At 38.7% G+C, this 13,539-nt stretch carries 12 protein-coding genes; 4 read left to right on the top strand and 8 right to left on the bottom strand.

Annotated features, from left to right (window positions below):
* The 5 genes from AACU33_RS33770 to AACU33_RS33750 form a co-directional block, all read right to left on the bottom strand.
* Positions 1-993 carry an NAD-dependent epimerase/dehydratase family protein gene (locus AACU33_RS33770; RefSeq protein WP_096594617.1) on the bottom strand — a complete coding sequence of 331 codons (993 nt, stop codon included), beginning with the start codon at positions 991-993 and terminating at the stop codon, positions 1-3.
* Entirely contained in the window at positions 984-1,754 is a 771-nt protein-coding gene (rfbF, locus tag AACU33_RS33765; RefSeq protein WP_096594616.1) for a glucose-1-phosphate cytidylyltransferase, read from the bottom strand. The genes AACU33_RS33770 and rfbF overlap by 10 nt, the downstream gene beginning before the upstream one ends.
* Before the next feature lie 665 nt (positions 1,755-2,419).
* Positions 2,420-4,591: an O-linked N-acetylglucosamine transferase, SPINDLY family protein gene (locus tag AACU33_RS33760; protein ID WP_096594615.1), complete on the bottom strand. Its 2,172-nt coding sequence runs from the start codon at positions 4,589-4,591 to the stop codon at positions 2,420-2,422.
* 185 nt (positions 4,592-4,776) lie between these two features.
* A complete protein-coding gene (locus tag AACU33_RS33755; protein ID WP_096594614.1) occupies positions 4,777-5,310 on the bottom strand; it encodes a type IV pilin-like G/H family protein in 534 nt (177 codons plus the stop codon).
* A gap of 473 nt (positions 5,311-5,783) precedes the next feature.
* On the bottom strand, positions 5,784-7,112 hold the full coding sequence (locus AACU33_RS33750; protein ID WP_096595481.1) for a class I SAM-dependent methyltransferase: 1,329 nt from the start codon (positions 7,110-7,112) through the stop codon (positions 5,784-5,786).
* 178 nt (positions 7,113-7,290) lie between these two features.
* Here AACU33_RS33750 and trxB point away from each other — a divergent pair, with 178 nt between their 5' ends.
* The 4 genes from trxB to AACU33_RS33730 all read left to right on the top strand — a co-directional run bounded on the left by trxB (position 7,291) and on the right by AACU33_RS33730 (position 11,327).
* Positions 7,291-8,664 (top strand): thioredoxin-disulfide reductase, encoded by a 1,374-nt coding sequence (gene trxB / locus AACU33_RS33745; protein WP_096594613.1) that lies wholly within the window; start codon positions 7,291-7,293, stop codon positions 8,662-8,664.
* A 268-nt stretch (positions 8,665-8,932) separates the two neighbouring features.
* Complete coding sequence (locus AACU33_RS33740) at positions 8,933-9,907, top strand: cysteine synthase A (RefSeq protein ID WP_096594612.1); 975 nt, start codon at positions 8,933-8,935, stop codon at positions 9,905-9,907.
* A gap of 104 nt (positions 9,908-10,011) precedes the next feature.
* Positions 10,012-10,344, top strand: a complete 333-nt coding sequence (locus AACU33_RS33735) for a (2Fe-2S) ferredoxin domain-containing protein (protein WP_096594611.1) — start codon at positions 10,012-10,014, stop codon at positions 10,342-10,344.
* 56 nt (positions 10,345-10,400) lie between these two features.
* Positions 10,401-11,327, top strand: coding sequence for a DUF5331 domain-containing protein (locus AACU33_RS33730; RefSeq protein ID WP_096594610.1), 927 nt, complete (start codon positions 10,401-10,403; stop codon positions 11,325-11,327).
* Between the two features lie 173 nt (positions 11,328-11,500).
* Here the strand turns inward: AACU33_RS33730 and AACU33_RS33725 are convergent, their stop codons facing one another.
* From AACU33_RS33725 to AACU33_RS33715, 3 genes are all read right to left on the bottom strand, one after another.
* Positions 11,501-11,743: a hypothetical protein gene (locus tag AACU33_RS33725; RefSeq protein ID WP_096594609.1), complete on the bottom strand. Its 243-nt coding sequence runs from the start codon at positions 11,741-11,743 to the stop codon at positions 11,501-11,503.
* 216 nt (positions 11,744-11,959) lie between these two features.
* Complete coding sequence (locus tag AACU33_RS33720) at positions 11,960-12,508, bottom strand: phosphate-starvation-inducible PsiE family protein (RefSeq protein ID WP_096594608.1); 549 nt, start codon at positions 12,506-12,508, stop codon at positions 11,960-11,962.
* A 91-nt stretch (positions 12,509-12,599) separates the two neighbouring features.
* Positions 12,600-13,520 carry a tetratricopeptide repeat protein gene (locus tag AACU33_RS33715; protein ID WP_339376533.1) on the bottom strand — a complete coding sequence of 307 codons (921 nt, stop codon included), beginning with the start codon at positions 13,518-13,520 and terminating at the stop codon, positions 12,600-12,602.
* Positions 13,521-13,539 lie beyond the last annotated feature (19 nt).

Genomic DNA, 13,539 nt, shown 5'->3' with positions numbered 1-13,539 from the left:
TTACTTTAAAATCTCCTGATACCAATTAATAGTTTTTTCTAATCCTGTATCTAGATCGAATAATGGATACCAACTTAATACTTTTCTCGATTTTTGGCTGGATAAGTATTGATCTTTAATTTCATTGCTTGCTTGATTTAAAATTTCAGGTTTCAAATCTGAATGCATTAATGCTAATATTTTTTCTACTAAATCTAAAACTGTTAATTTTACTTCTAGAGAAAAGTTAAATGCTTCGCCTTTCAATTCAGGATGCTGTGATAACTTTTCAGCTAATAACATATAAGCTGTTGCACCATCTTCTACATATAAATAATCTCTGATAAATGAACCATTAGATCTAATGAGTGGTGGTTTTCCTTTTAAGATAGATTTAATTGTTCCTGGCACAATTCGACTCCAGTTTAAATCTCCTCCACCATAGAAGTTGCCACATCGGGCGATCGCTACTGGTAAATTATAAGTATGGGCGTAAGTTTGAGTAATTAAATCAGCACAAGATTTACTTACATCATAGGGATGTGTACCTTTTAAAGGAGCATTTTCATCATAAGGTAACTGTATCTGTTCCCCATAAGCTTTATCTGAAGATGCTACAATAATTTGTTTGACTGTAGAACTATAACGGCAAGCTTCAAGTAAACGCCAAGTACCAGCAATATTAGTTTCAAAAGTGGAAATCGGGTTACGATTAGCAACTCCTACAACAGTTTGTGCTGCTAAATGAATAACAGTATTAATTTCATATTCTACTAAAATTCTTTCTAATAGAGCTTGATCGATAATATCGCCTCTAACAACTTTAACTTTTTCCAAGGCTCCACTTTGTATCAAAAAACTTTGAGGAATCCAGTCTCTAACTAAACAAACAATATCCGCACCAACGGTCAATAAATGTTTAACTAACCAACTACCAACTAATCCCGTTGCACCTGTAATAAAAATTGGTCTATCTTGCCAGAAATTAGAGCTATTTATCATAGTTAATTCCATACTTTCCAAGGAGGTTTACCACTATCCCATAAATCTTTTAATCTGTACTTATCTCTCAAAGTATCCATACACTGCCAGAAATCATAATGACGATAGGCAGCTAATTGCCCTTCACTAGCAAGTTTTTCTAATAATGCAACTTCTAAAACATCATCATCTCCATTTAAATATTTAAAAATTTCAGGTTGAAAAATTAAAAATCCTCCATTAATCCAACCTGCTCCCGCTTGAGGCTTTTCCATAAATTCATCTACCAAATCACCATGAAAAGTTAAACTACCAAAACGAGCTGGAGGACGTACTGCGGTTACGGTTGCTAAACATTTATGAGATTTGTGAAATTCTAATAATTCCTTAATATTTAAATTAGCAACTCCATCACCATAGGTAACCATAAATGTTTCATTCTCTAACCAAGGCTGTAATCTTTTAACTCTACCTGCTGTCATGGTGTCTAACCCTGTGTCCATGAGATGCAGAATCCAATCCTCGGCGGCGTTATTATGAATATCTACATGACCATCTTTTAAATTAATAGTCATACTAGAATTTAGATTGTAATACTCTAAAAAATAGCGTTTAATATAATCGCCTTTATAGCCCAAAGCAATATAAAAATCTTTAAACCCATAATGGGCATAGATTTTCATAATGTGCCAAAGCATAGGGCGACCACCAATTTCTACCATTGGTTTTGGTATGATTTCTGTTTCTTCTGCCAGACGAGTTCCTAATCCTCCAGCTAAAATTACAACTTTCATTCTGTTTTCTCTTTAGCTAATGGACTTCATAGTATCTATGCAAATAACAATTGACATCAGTATAAATATTGAGACACAAAAACTATAAGATAGGAGCAAAAAGGAATAGACACTCGAAAATGCCAGCACCATTAAGAATTCGGTTGACTTGAGAAAAAAACAAAGTATTGCAGGAGTTAAACTTTGCAAATAATGTACTTCAAAGCATTTGTGAAAGCTTAAGGGTACTGAGCATTTGTCAATCAGTAATCGTACTTAAATATTGGCGAAAATTAAATTAGGGTCGGAAACAGAATTTTTAGCTAAGGCGATCGCTTAGTTCATGTTTTCAAACCCCAAAAGTCGGTGAAAGTCGGCTCAAAATATTGATTTTTACGTCACTATAGTGAAACTTCTTTGTTGTACGCCATGCGTGGGTAGCGGCTAGTTTGAAAACACACCCTAAGCTTGACAGATACTATGTTAAGAAATTTCAGTGTAGGCTGTGTTGTTGCACTAGGCAACAACGCAGCATCAAAAATTTAAGGTGCGTTAGCCTACGGCGTAACACACCTTACTGAATATTTACTTTTTTAAACTTTAACTAAGATAATTTTGGACTCTGACCGATGCCAGCATACCTGCCTCAGTGGAGTCGGCTTTCTCAAGCTCTTACTACAAGCTGATTAAATATCAAGATACCTCTGCCACATCTGTTCATAAGCCTTTTCCATTTCCCGGGTAAATTTTTCTGCATCCCATAAAGGTGCATTTTTTCTTCCCTGTCTTAATTTCCAAGAAACCTCTTGTCTGAGTTTTTCATCCTTACCTAAACGCACTCCCCATTCTACATATTCCTCATCAGTCCAAGCTATGCCCTCTGTAATTCCTGCATTAATCATCATGGTATAACTATTGCGAGCAGCAAATTGTTGCCCTACCCTTGTTACTAAGGGAATACCAAGCCATAAGGTCTCTAAAGTAGTAGTTGCACCATTATAAGGATAGGTATCTAAAACTATATCCGCGATCGCTAAATTGGCTCTATGAATTGCCTCAGTTAGATCTTGAGAGATAAAGCGCAAATATTTAGGATCTAATCCTTCTTCTAGCGCTAAGTTTTCATAAAATCTTTGGCAAGCTTCCAAGTCACTAAAACCTTTTATTAATAAGTAACTATTAGGAACTTGCTTAATGATTCTCAATTGTAATCTAGTATTATCTAAATGACGCTTATAGTCTTTTTGTCCAACAAAATATACAACTGCATCTTTGGGAATATTAATTTGTTCCCTTCTTAATGTGGAAGTGTCTACTTCAAAACCCCCAACAGCAACATAAGTTTCTGGTAAGCGCCAAATTTTTTCACTGTAATAACTTTGACTTTCTTCTGGTAATACATAAGGATCTGCAATAAAGTAATCAATAGTAGGTAAACCAGATGCATCCCATCCTAACCAAGTGACTTGAATGGGAGCAGGTTTGACTGCAAGAACTTCTGCAACTAAATCAATTGTCATACTATCTAAATCTACTAAAATATCAATTTCATCTTGCCGTATTTGTTCGGCAAGTTCTAATACACTATCTGTTGTTTCGATACTATGAACTTGATGAGAAGCTTCAATAAAAAACTGCTGTAGATTGTCGTTTATACGAGGATTTATTATGTATGAATAAATTTTAAAATTATCAGCGTTATGGTATTTAAACAACCAGCGAGCAATCCAACCTACAGAATGCTGTCCTAAATAATGAGATAAATAGCCTATTTTTAAAATTTTCTTGTTTGTTTTTGAGGAAGTTGGTAGATAACGATATTGGTTAATTTTGTCTCCCAGATTAAGTTCAAAGTTCTTTAAACATAAATCCATTAATTGATTTTGTATCGGTCTAACGACTTCAGGAGTGTCTACTATATAAGGGAAAAAGTACATAGATGTGTATAGCCGCAAAATTCTAGCATTTTCTGTCATTCTTAAGGATTGTTGAATTAGCGATAATGCGAAAACTTTTTGTTGTTCTATTGCTAAACAAGCTTCTTCCCAAGCTCCTGCTGATACTAATAATCCTCTAATTAGCAAATGATTATAAAAAATTTTGTCAATTAAATTTGGAGAAATAGATAAGAGTTTTTTAGCCGTGTTAATTCCTTTAACATGCTGACCTGTTATTTGATAACAAAAAGCTAAACGAATTAGAACTTCTCGATCGTCAGGATCTAAGGCTATATAAGTTTCTAATAACTGAGCAGCGAATGCAGAATTTCTTAAGGCTGATTCTAATTTAACAGATGCAGACGCTATTATATAGTTATATTCATAAACGTTGTTTGCAGCTTTTAATACATGTTGTACTAATTCTAAAGTTAATCTGTGGAAGGCATGATATTCTACAAGTTGATAAAGAACTTTGGCAAACAAGTCTTGATCTAAAGAAATATTTGGCTCTTGCAGTACGTTAGCAATACTAATTTGCTCAAAATATTCATCATCTAATATTTCTAATTGCGTAGCTAAATATATGTTAAATAGTAAGTTATTAACATGATAAGAATCGATTTCTCTTAAATGTTGACTGGTAATCCAGGCTAATTTATAGTTTTCTAATTTTGCCTGCTGTTGAATTTCTTGATACAAAAGCTCGGTTAACTCATGTGTCCATAACTGAATCTCTTCTTCAGTTCCCTCTGTAATAGCCATTAACCAAGTTAATTGTGCTTCTTGCTCTTTACCTTGTAATAATAAATATAATCCCAAATGCCAGTAATGGGATTTGATCTCAGGTTCTACTTCAATAGCATTTTCGTAATATTGAATAGCCTGAGGATAATCTATAGTCTGTGAATTTTTTTTCATGTTTCAGTAATAAAAGTTAATAGTTAGTAAAAAATATTGTAGAGACGCTCAATAGAACGTCTCTACTTTTAGGTAGGAATGAAAATTGTGTATATCTACCTCTTCTAAAGTTGCTTTGACTTAATAGCTTTGATTCTCGTCATTCAACTTTTGAATTTTTTATGCGATCGTCATTCCTTAATTAGTTACTTACCTACTGCGGTAGAACCACTAGCGCAAGTTTGTCCATCGGTTGGTTCTACCGCTGTTGCTGCAACAGCAGTAGTTTCACAAAGAATGGCAATACTGGTTGCATCACTGCTTGTTCCTTCTACAATTAGGGATACTTTACCGCTATAGTTTCTAATTACGTTACTAGTTCCTGTTAAAGAAGAAACAGACAATGCAGTCGCGGCTGTACCGGACCCAGATTGAGCAACACTCGCATATTTATAGTTAACAGTTTGTGATTTAATACCAACTCCTAAATCAGCAAGGGCACCGAAAGAGCCTTTTTCTGTGAAGTATGCTTGTTGACCTTTATTTAGAGAACCTACGTAGGTCTTAGCTTCGGATTGTTTAGCTTTGTTGGCTTGGTTCAAGAAAGAGGGCAGTGCGATCGCAGACAAAATACCGATAATGATGATAACAACCAACAGTTCAATCAGTGTGAAACCTTCGTTTTCTTGTTTTTTGCCGAGGATGTGTTGGATAAATTTAGCTTTCAGTTCGGTTTTCATAAGTGTTTTCCCTGGCGTGGGGTGGGTTGTTTGTTCTAAAAAGAACTTACCCACTTCAGATCGGTTTCATATCACCCCTAGTAAAAATTTTTTTACGAAATTTCTGCTCATCTCTTTATATATATGATGACTGCCAGTGTCAGCGTAGCATCTTAAACCTCGATCCAATTACTGTTTTGTTGTTTTATCTGGCTTGAAAGAGCTATTTGTCATTTCCCTCTAACCTGCGGGAATCCTCTTCGGAGATGCTATCGCGTAGCTTGTTTCCCCGAAGGAGTAAGAAGGAATGGGTTTTACTTTGCAGTACAGCAAACGAGAACGACTACTCTGCAAGAAGGATGCTCTTTGTTGCCAGCATTCCAAAAGAGGATAGAGCGATCGCATGGTTAAACATCTCTATTTATTGCTGGTTTCGAGATGCTTCATTTCATTTCGCTCAGGATAACGCGGAACCGAAGAGTATTAAAGCAGTATCAAGATTGACGTTCCAACATTAGATAATCAAAACTTTCTAGGTTTAACAGTATCTGTTTTACTAAGTTAAAAGCCTCAGCTTGATCTATGGGATGTAATGTAACTGGATCTACAGGTCTACATTGTTGCCATCGTTCTACTATGGAAATGATAGACTGAGACCGATCTAACAAAGGTAGCAAGCAAATGGCCATTGAGCTATCTATGATAACAGATTGTTCAACTTGGGATAAATATTGACTGATAGGAAATACTTTTCCTTGTTTAATACAACTTATTAGGCGTTCTTTAAATTTGTCAGTTTTTAACTGTGGATGCAGATAGGCTTTTGCCCCTTTCCAGTCATAATCAGTCCATTCAGAAAATGGTAAAAATGTCTGTGGTTGGTTGGGATGACCACACCAAAAATCAAGTAATCTATGAATAGGCTGGAAGAGTTCATATAAATGTAAACGCTCTTCTATGGAAATCTCTGGTAAGCTCATCCCTAGAAAAGCTGGTAAGTTATCTGGTTCTTTAAACAAATCTCTGATATCCCACTGTCGCCAGTTAACCATACAGATAAATTCTAGAGCGGCTGCTTTTAAAGCTGCAAACATATCAGCCACAGTGTAGCCTTTATCTCCTTGGAATAAGTAATTCATTAAAATTGGTTCTTTACCATTATTACTCTCATAATTGGAATTCCAAGCTCTAGCTTTTAGGTCTACATTTTCCTTTAAAGATTTCATAGTGTCTAACACAATTTCTATTTCTAAATCATCTGGATTTTCATCCATCAATCCCATCATCGTAAAAATTTTCTGAGCGCGAAAATAAGGAAATCTTTGTAGTGAGCTATGCAGATTGCTACGAATTATTCCATCAGGCTTTAACACTGCTTTCATTGCTCGCAAGGCTACAGCAGAATCAGAGAAGAGATATAGTAGTTCATCGCAATTAATATAGTCAAATTGGTAATCAAGCTTTGATAATTCCTGAATTGGCAATACATAAAATTCGGCATTTTCAAATCCGTGGAATTCTAAGCGTTGCCGAGCTAATTTAACCGATTCTGCTGATATATCAATGCCCACGATTTTGGCTCCTGGATTGGCTTCTGCCAAAACTAGAGATTTGTAACCAGTGCCACAGCCAGCATCTAAAATAACTTTTCCTGTAGTATCTGTGACTTTTTGGTTTCTTAAATAATAAGCTGTTACTAAGTTATGAATATAGAGCAAATTAGGATTATCTTTAGGAGATTGCTCTAGAGGAATTCTGGGATAAGGACAACTGTCAAATTGTTGACGAATTTTCTCTAATAAATCAGATGCTACACTTACCATTGCAATCTCTCCTAGTACTAATTTGGTTTTGGTCTGTTCTTTCGCAACTTTTCCTCTGCTGCGCAAGCCTGTGGCATATTCAACCTTGAGTATTCCCAACTTCTGGGGCTTTCTCTCACAACCTATCTGTTGTGTTATGCTATATTAAGCGTAGTCGTTATGAGTTTGTATAACTGTTATGACCAACCCGACAGTAGAAAACTTGGTAATCATCGGTTCTGGGCCAGCAGGATACACGGCGGCCATATATGCAGGGCGAGCTAACTTGAAGCCTGTTGTATTTGAAGGCTTCCAAGCAGGAGGTTTGCCTGGTGGACAACTAATGACCACGACGGAAGTAGAAAACTTTCCTGGGTTTCCTCAAGGCATTACCGGGCCGGAATTGATGGATAGAATGAAGGCACAAGCAGAGCGCTGGGGGGCTGAGTTATATACAGAAGATGTGATATCAGTTGATTTGAGCCAGCGTCCTTTTACTGTACGCTCAGAAGAAAGAGAAGTTAAAGCTAACAGTATTATTATTGCCACTGGTGCGACAGCAAAGCGTTTAGGTTTACCCAGCGAGCATGAATTTTGGAGTCGGGGAATTTCTGCCTGTGCAATTTGCGATGGTGCAACACCAATTTTCCACGGTGCAGAACTGGCTGTAATTGGTGCTGGGGACTCGGCGGCGGAAGAATCTATTTACTTAACTAAGTACGGTTCTAAAGTAAATTTGCTGGTGCGCTCTGATAAAATGCGGGCTTCTAAAGCCATGCAAGACAGGGTTTTGAGCAATCCCAAAATCCAGGTACATTGGAATACCGAAGCTGTAGATATCTTTGGTAACGGCCACATGGATGGGGTGAAAATCCGCAATACCAAAACTGGCGAAGAAAGCGTAATACACGCGAAAGGTTTATTCTACGCCATTGGTCATACTCCTAATACCTTTCTATTTAAAGGACAACTAGAACTGGATGAGGTGGGTTACGTTGCTACCAAACACGGTTCTGTAGAAACCAGCGTTGAAGGAGTTTTTGCGGCTGGCGACGTCCAAGACCATGAGTTTCGTCAGGCAATTACGGCTGCGGGTACTGGCTGTATGGCGGCGATGTTGGCAGAACGCTGGTTATCTTCTAGTGGTTTGATTCAGGAATTCCATCAACAGCCAGAAACACCAGTTAATGAATTAGAACATCAGCCAGCAGCGAAGAAAACTGAAGCCGAGCAAGAAGCGGAATTTAACTTAAATGCTACGCGCCATGAGGGTGGTTATGCTTTGCGGAAACTCTTCCATGAAAGCGATCGCTTACTTTTGGTAAAATATGTTGCTCCTGGCTGTGGCCCTTGCCATACTCTCAAGCCAATACTCAATAAAGTCGTCGATGAATTTGATGGCAAAATTCACTTTGTAGAAGTTGACATCGACAAAGACCGAGAGATTGCCGAAAATGCTGGTGTCACAGGAACGCCGACAATTCAGTTGTTCAAAGACAAGGAACTTTTGAAGGAAGTCAAAGGCGTGAAGCAAAAGAGCGAGTACCGCCAATTGATTGAAAGTAATCTGTGAGAGACTTAAGGGTTCTACTTGCCTGATTTTTAATTCCCTACCCTTGAAAGCTCCCCTACGTACCCGTCGCTGGCTCCTCCGTAGGCAACTAGCGTTCCCGTAGGGGTTCTCCCAAAGTACCCGAAGAGAAGTGTAGGGAGAAATAACCAATGACTATTGACCCTTTGGCTCTATTAATTGTTTAATGCGATCGCATTTACAGAATCCATCAATATTGCCGCCGCTATAAGTCAAAATTTTTATAGAGAATAACTTAGGTACAGGCAAAATGGATATCAAAAATGGCTTCGTTGGCACCATTGGCAATACACCTCTAATTCGCTTAAACAGCTTTAGTGAAGAAACGGGGTGTGAAATTCTCGGTAAAGCAGAATTTCTCAATCCCGGTGGTTCCGTCAAAGACCGCGCTGCACTTTATATTATTGAAGATGCAGAAAAAAAAGGCTTACTTAAACCAGGTGGTACAGTAGTTGAAGGCACAGCAGGTAATACTGGCATTGGATTGGCGCATATTTGTAATGCCAAAGGCTACAAATGCTTAATTATCATTCCTGATACTCAATCACAAGAAAAAATAGACGCACTCACAACATTAGGCGCAGAAGTTCGTCCTGTTCCGGCTGTACCTTACAAAGACCCTAATAACTATGTCAAGTTATCTGGCAGAATTGCTGCTGAATTAGATAATGCTATTTGGGCGAATCAGTTTGATAATTTAGCCAACCGCCAAGCTCATTATGAAACTACAGGGCCAGAAATCTGGACGCAAACAGATGGTAAAGTCGATGGTTGGGTAGCTGCAACTGGAACTGGTGGTACATTTGCTGGTGTAGCCCTCTACTTGAAAGAAAAAAATCCAGCTGTTAAATGTGTTGTTGCTGACCCCCTAGGTAGTGGACTTTACAGCTATATCAAAACTGGTGAAATCAAGATAGAAGGGAATTCCATCACTGAAGGTATTGGTAATAGTCGCATTACAGCGAATATGGAAGGCGTACCAGCTGATGATGCTATCCAAATAGATGACAAGGAAGCTTTGCGGGTAGTTTACCAAATGCTGAGAAAAGACGGATTATTAATGGGCGGTTCCACAGGTATTAATGTGGGTGCAGCTGTTGCTTTAGCAAAGCAGTTAGGCCCGGGACATACTATTGTTACCATTTTGTGTGATAGTGGTTCCCGGTATCAATCGCGGATATTTAACCGCGAATGGTTAGCTTCCAAAGGATTATCAATAGATTAGTCAATAGTCCTTTGTCCTTTGTTAAAGGGCAAGGGTCAATAGTCAATAGTTATTCTGCTCCCCTTTTATCTGCGTCTTCAGCGCCTCTGTGGTAAGAAAATAAAATGTCAAATACTGCTCAACCATCACATTCGCCAAGTACAGACTCAGCTTCTTTACCAAGATGCGTGCGGGTCTGTCAAAACCGTACTTGTAAAAAACAAGGTGCAGCAGATGTTTTAGCAGCTTTTGCAGCTTTACTCGTTCCTGATGTGATGGTGACAGCTAGTGGCTGTTTGGGACAATGTGGTAACGGGCCGATGGTATTGGTATTACCAGAGATGGTTTGGTATAGTGGCGTTCAACCAAACGAAGTACCTCTACTGGTAGAACAACACTTATTAGGTGCGCAAAGAGTCAAGCAGATGCTTTATTATCGGTTTCATCCCCAGGGATAAAGCTGTTTCAAATTATATAAACTCTGCACTCTTTGTTGACTGAAGTGAGGCATCCGATGAATATTCAGCAGCTACGTCAATCATTAAAACTGAAGTGGCTGAGTTACTACGAACAAAATCGCCCCTGGCTAGTAAAAATGCGCATCTGGGGTACTTATGATGGTCTGCGGCGTCCTTCATCTGGTTTTATTTTGGCTACTCTGTCTGTTTTAGAACCGCAGTTCGATCAAATACTTTCTTTTCTAATCGAATTAAATAATAATCCCGATCGCATAGTTGCCGCATTGGGTCTTAACTTCAATCCTGACAAAGAGTTAAGTACATTTACCAAAGAGCATTTTATAGCTAATAATCATTTTCCAAGCTCATCTTTAGAAGAGATTCAAGATACAGAACAACCTGTATTATTAGATACTATTCATCCAGAAGTTACTTCTGAATCTCCTACTCATATCCTACATTTTGAAACACCCGATATGGGGATTGAGTATCCAAAAATACCTGTGCCATCTGTTATTGCAACTAATGGAGTAGTTCGCGATCGCCAAAGCGAATCTTCAGTTGCAGTAGCTACCCAGGTTAATCGGGAATCTTCAACTACGATGCTACTTAGCGAAAAACCCACTGCCGAATTTATACCTAAACAGCAAATTGGGCGATCGCTGGGAATAGGTAGCGAAGTTTCCAGCACAGACACAATACCACCTTCGCAAATATCTGCTGAAACTCCTAGTCAAGCCAAAACTCTTCTATCTCCAGCAACGGCTACAGCGATTTCTGGCGATGAGACAAATTTAAAATCACTTGCTGTCACGATCAAGGTTCCCAGCAATAATCAACCACTAAAGATGCGATCGCCTGATATTCCTCATAAGGCAAAGCTTTCAAGGCAAACTAATGCTCGTAGTCTAGCTTCTTGGGTCGATGAGTTTTGTCAAGGTGCTGATTGGAACCCGGAGGAATCTATTTTTATCCATTTTTGAAGCTATTAAAACAGTAGTTTAGCGTTGCTTTCTCGCCCTGCAATAAATTGGGGGCTAATAGCTTTTGAACTTTAAATTTCCTGAAGGGGTTGAGTGCGAAAAAAGTGCAGCAAGCCGCAGGTGCTATCAGCTAGGCTAATTCCCTGCGGCTTGGAGTATCTTAATTACTGGCTTTACATCTTGCCGTGCTGCAATACTTGTTGAAGATGGCGGCGGATTTCTTGAGCTTGCTCCATATCAGACTGCCGCAATTTTTGGAATAATTCTACACAGGGCTGGGAGTTAGCTTCCTGTGCATCTTTGATGTAAGTGTCGTAAGCCTTAACTGCTTCAGCTTTGTTATGCAACACAGTCACAAAATCGTACTCCAGGTTGCTAATCGCTTGTTGAGTTTGTCCGTTACCTGTAGTAACCATAAATTTATCCTCATTTAGGTTTCTAATTAATTTCTACTCACCGTAAACGAGGTCTTCATCTTCCCAAAAGCGTAGAAAAAATTACCAAGGTTACATCGGCAGTCTGAGGCGATACAGGAGGCAGGGGATGAGGAAGTGTGGGGAGTGTGGGGAGTGTGGGGAGATGAGAATAAATCATTAATGACTATTGCCCAATGTTTAATGCCCCATGCCCAATTATGACAGAGGTTGATTTTCATCGCAGCGACGTGAATATTGGAATTCTAAGTGGTTTTGCTTGTCTATACTTCCTGGATAAGCAATTGGGCAAAATTTAGTATTAGCGCTAATGCAATCCATATGTGGCGTTTTGGCGCATACTATCAGCAGCCCACCGAGAATTAACAATAAGCCACACATTGCAGCTGTCTGTAGGGAAGAAATTTCTAATGCACCATGAACAACTATTTCTCTCAAGACGGAGACAATTGTAACTTCGACTGCCACTCCAACAGAAATACTATGTTCTTGCAGATAAACCATGAGCAAGCGAAATAACTCTACCAAAATTAAGACAAATAGTATTTTTGCTGTCACTACTTTGTAATCTAGGGGCTTGGTAATGGCAATAAATATGCCCCACAATTGAATTAACATGACAGCAAATAAACCTAAACACAAGACTATGACAATTAAGTCTTGAAATGCCTCCATGTTGCGAACGATCGCATGACGATCGAACCAGCGATCGCAAAATAAAAACCGACTTTTGACGCGCTTTTGCATGTACAATACCGTTCAGATGGGGATGAGTTCAGACCACACCAGCGAGTCCACCCAATAACCCTATTGTTGCGCACTGTTAAGGATTCGCGCCTCAGCGAGGTTGGTAATTTAAATTTTGTGCTTGTTGTAACAATTGCTCGGCATTCCTTGCCCATTGCGGATTATTCTGAGTTTTATATAAATCTCTCGCATATTGAAATACTTGCGCTGCTTCGGCATACTTTTTTAATTGCATAAAAACTAACCCTGCGCCGTAATAAGCGTTGGGATAATTTGAGTTAGCTGCGGCTGATTTTCTAAAGGATTCTAAGGCTTCTGGTAATTTACCTTGTTGAAACCAAATTGAACCTAGATTGTAATGAACTTCTGGATATTTGGGATTAATTTGTAGCGCTTTGCTAAAAGCATCTTTTGCTTGATTGATTTTACCTTGTAGTAGATAAATTCTGCCTAAATGATAAGCTGGCTCAGGTGCATTCGGGCTATATTGCATTGCTTTTTTAAAAGATGCGATCGCTTTATCCAAATCTCGTTGCTGTTCTCTGAGCAATCCTAAGTTATAGTGAGCAAAACCGAGTTTAGAATCTAATTCTAGTGCCCGTTGTAAGTAATCATTTGCTAACTGTAAATTATTACCTTCTAATAACGAGCCGCCTAAATTCGCAAAAGCGGGAGCAAACTTCGGATCTGCTTGGGTTGCTCGATAAAATGCATCTGCCGCAGGTTGTAATTCTCCAGCTTGTCGCAATGCTAGCCCTAAATTATAGTGGGCTGCTGCCAATCTCGGATCTATTTGGGTGGCTTTTCTAAATAAAGCGATCGCATCTCGAACTCTACCCGCTTGAATTGCTTGTAAGCCTTGATTCAATAAGTCTATGGCAGGTTGAGCAGCAGTTTGTGCCAGTAAGTCTGGTGGAGAGATAGAAAAACTGGGAGAGGGGTAGATTAGGCTTTCACCAAGCAGAATCAAACTTATCAGTACAGCATAGCGGAAATAATTATTAAGTTGCAAAATCTTGTGAATTAGGCTT

This window comes from Calothrix sp. NIES-2098 (assembly GCF_963875125.1).
In the GTDB taxonomy this organism is placed as follows: Bacteria; Cyanobacteriota; Cyanobacteriia; order Cyanobacteriales; family Nostocaceae; genus Aulosira.
Note: the sequence above shows the minus strand (reverse complement) of the source record. Positions and strands in the feature narration are given on the sequence as shown.

Coding starts and splice junctions, on each gene's coding strand:
- AACU33_RS33770 (WP_096594617.1), bottom strand. CDS start 993: ATGGAATTAACTATGATAAATAGCTCTAATTTCTGGCAAGATAGACCA.
- rfbF (WP_096594616.1), bottom strand. CDS start 1,754: ATGAAAGTTGTAATTTTAGCTGGAGGATTAGGAACTCGTCTGGCAGAA.
- AACU33_RS33760 (WP_096594615.1), bottom strand. CDS start 4,591: ATGAAAAAAAATTCACAGACTATAGATTATCCTCAGGCTATTCAATAT.
- AACU33_RS33755 (WP_096594614.1), bottom strand. CDS start 5,310: ATGAAAACCGAACTGAAAGCTAAATTTATCCAACACATCCTCGGCAAA.
- AACU33_RS33750 (WP_096595481.1), bottom strand. CDS start 7,112: ATGGTAAGTGTAGCATCTGATTTATTAGAGAAAATTCGTCAACAATTT.
- trxB (WP_096594613.1), top strand. CDS start 7,291: ATGACCAACCCGACAGTAGAAAACTTGGTAATCATCGGTTCTGGGCCA.
- AACU33_RS33740 (WP_096594612.1), top strand. CDS start 8,933: ATGGATATCAAAAATGGCTTCGTTGGCACCATTGGCAATACACCTCTA.
- AACU33_RS33735 (WP_096594611.1), top strand. CDS start 10,012: ATGTCAAATACTGCTCAACCATCACATTCGCCAAGTACAGACTCAGCT.
- AACU33_RS33730 (WP_096594610.1), top strand. CDS start 10,401: ATGAATATTCAGCAGCTACGTCAATCATTAAAACTGAAGTGGCTGAGT.
- AACU33_RS33725 (WP_096594609.1), bottom strand. CDS start 11,743: ATGGTTACTACAGGTAACGGACAAACTCAACAAGCGATTAGCAACCTG.
- AACU33_RS33720 (WP_096594608.1), bottom strand. CDS start 12,508: ATGCAAAAGCGCGTCAAAAGTCGGTTTTTATTTTGCGATCGCTGGTTC.